Consider the following 727-nt stretch of genomic DNA (forward strand, 5'->3'; position numbering starts at 1 on the left):
AGGTGATCAGATCATGGGCCTTCAACAGGCGGTAAACCGTGGATTCCGACACGAAGTAGCGCTTCTCGTCGGTGAAGCGCACCGCCAGTTCGCGGGGGCTCAGATCGGTCTCTTCCAGTGCCATCTCGACGATCTTGCCCTGAATGTCGCGGCCGATGCGGTTCCACACTCGGCTCGGTGCCGATGGCCGATCCTCCAGCGCCTCCGGCCCGCCCTCAAGATAACGGTCATACCAGCGGTAGAACGTCCGACGGGCGATGCCGAGCTGGTCCAGCGTACGCTTGGCAGGCAGGTGCGACTGCTCGACGATCCGGATGATCTCGAGCTTTTCTGATGCGGGATACCTCATTCGTCGTCGCCCCCATCCGCGATCATGCTTTTTTTCAGCAGACGGTTTTCGAGTGTCAGGTCGGCAACGCATTCCTTCAGGGCACGAGCCTCGCGGCGCAGATCCTGCACCTCGCCAGTGGTCGCGGCACGCGCGGTGTCGCCGGCCAGGCGACGCTTGCCAGCTTCCATGAACTCTTTCGACCAGGTGTAATACAGGCTCTGCGCGATGCCTTCTTTGCGGCACAGCTCGGCAATGCTGTCCTCGCCGCGCAGCCCATCGAGCACGATGCGAATCTTGTCTTCGGCCGAGAAGTGCCGTCGGGTCTGACGCCGAATATCCTTCACAACCCGCTCAGCAGGGGCCTTTGTAGGCGATTTTTTCAAGGAGGGTTGGGGC

General features: G+C 61.5%; 1 pseudogene. It reads right to left on the bottom strand.

The features are described 5' to 3' along the window. Positions 1-714 (bottom strand): annotated as a pseudogene (locus tag NN5_RS25555) (transposase); the annotation flags it as partial. Positions 715-727 lie beyond the last annotated feature (13 nt).

The organism is Novosphingobium naphthalenivorans NBRC 102051 (assembly GCF_001590985.1).
Classification (GTDB): domain Bacteria; phylum Pseudomonadota; class Alphaproteobacteria; order Sphingomonadales; family Sphingomonadaceae; genus Novosphingobium; species Novosphingobium naphthalenivorans.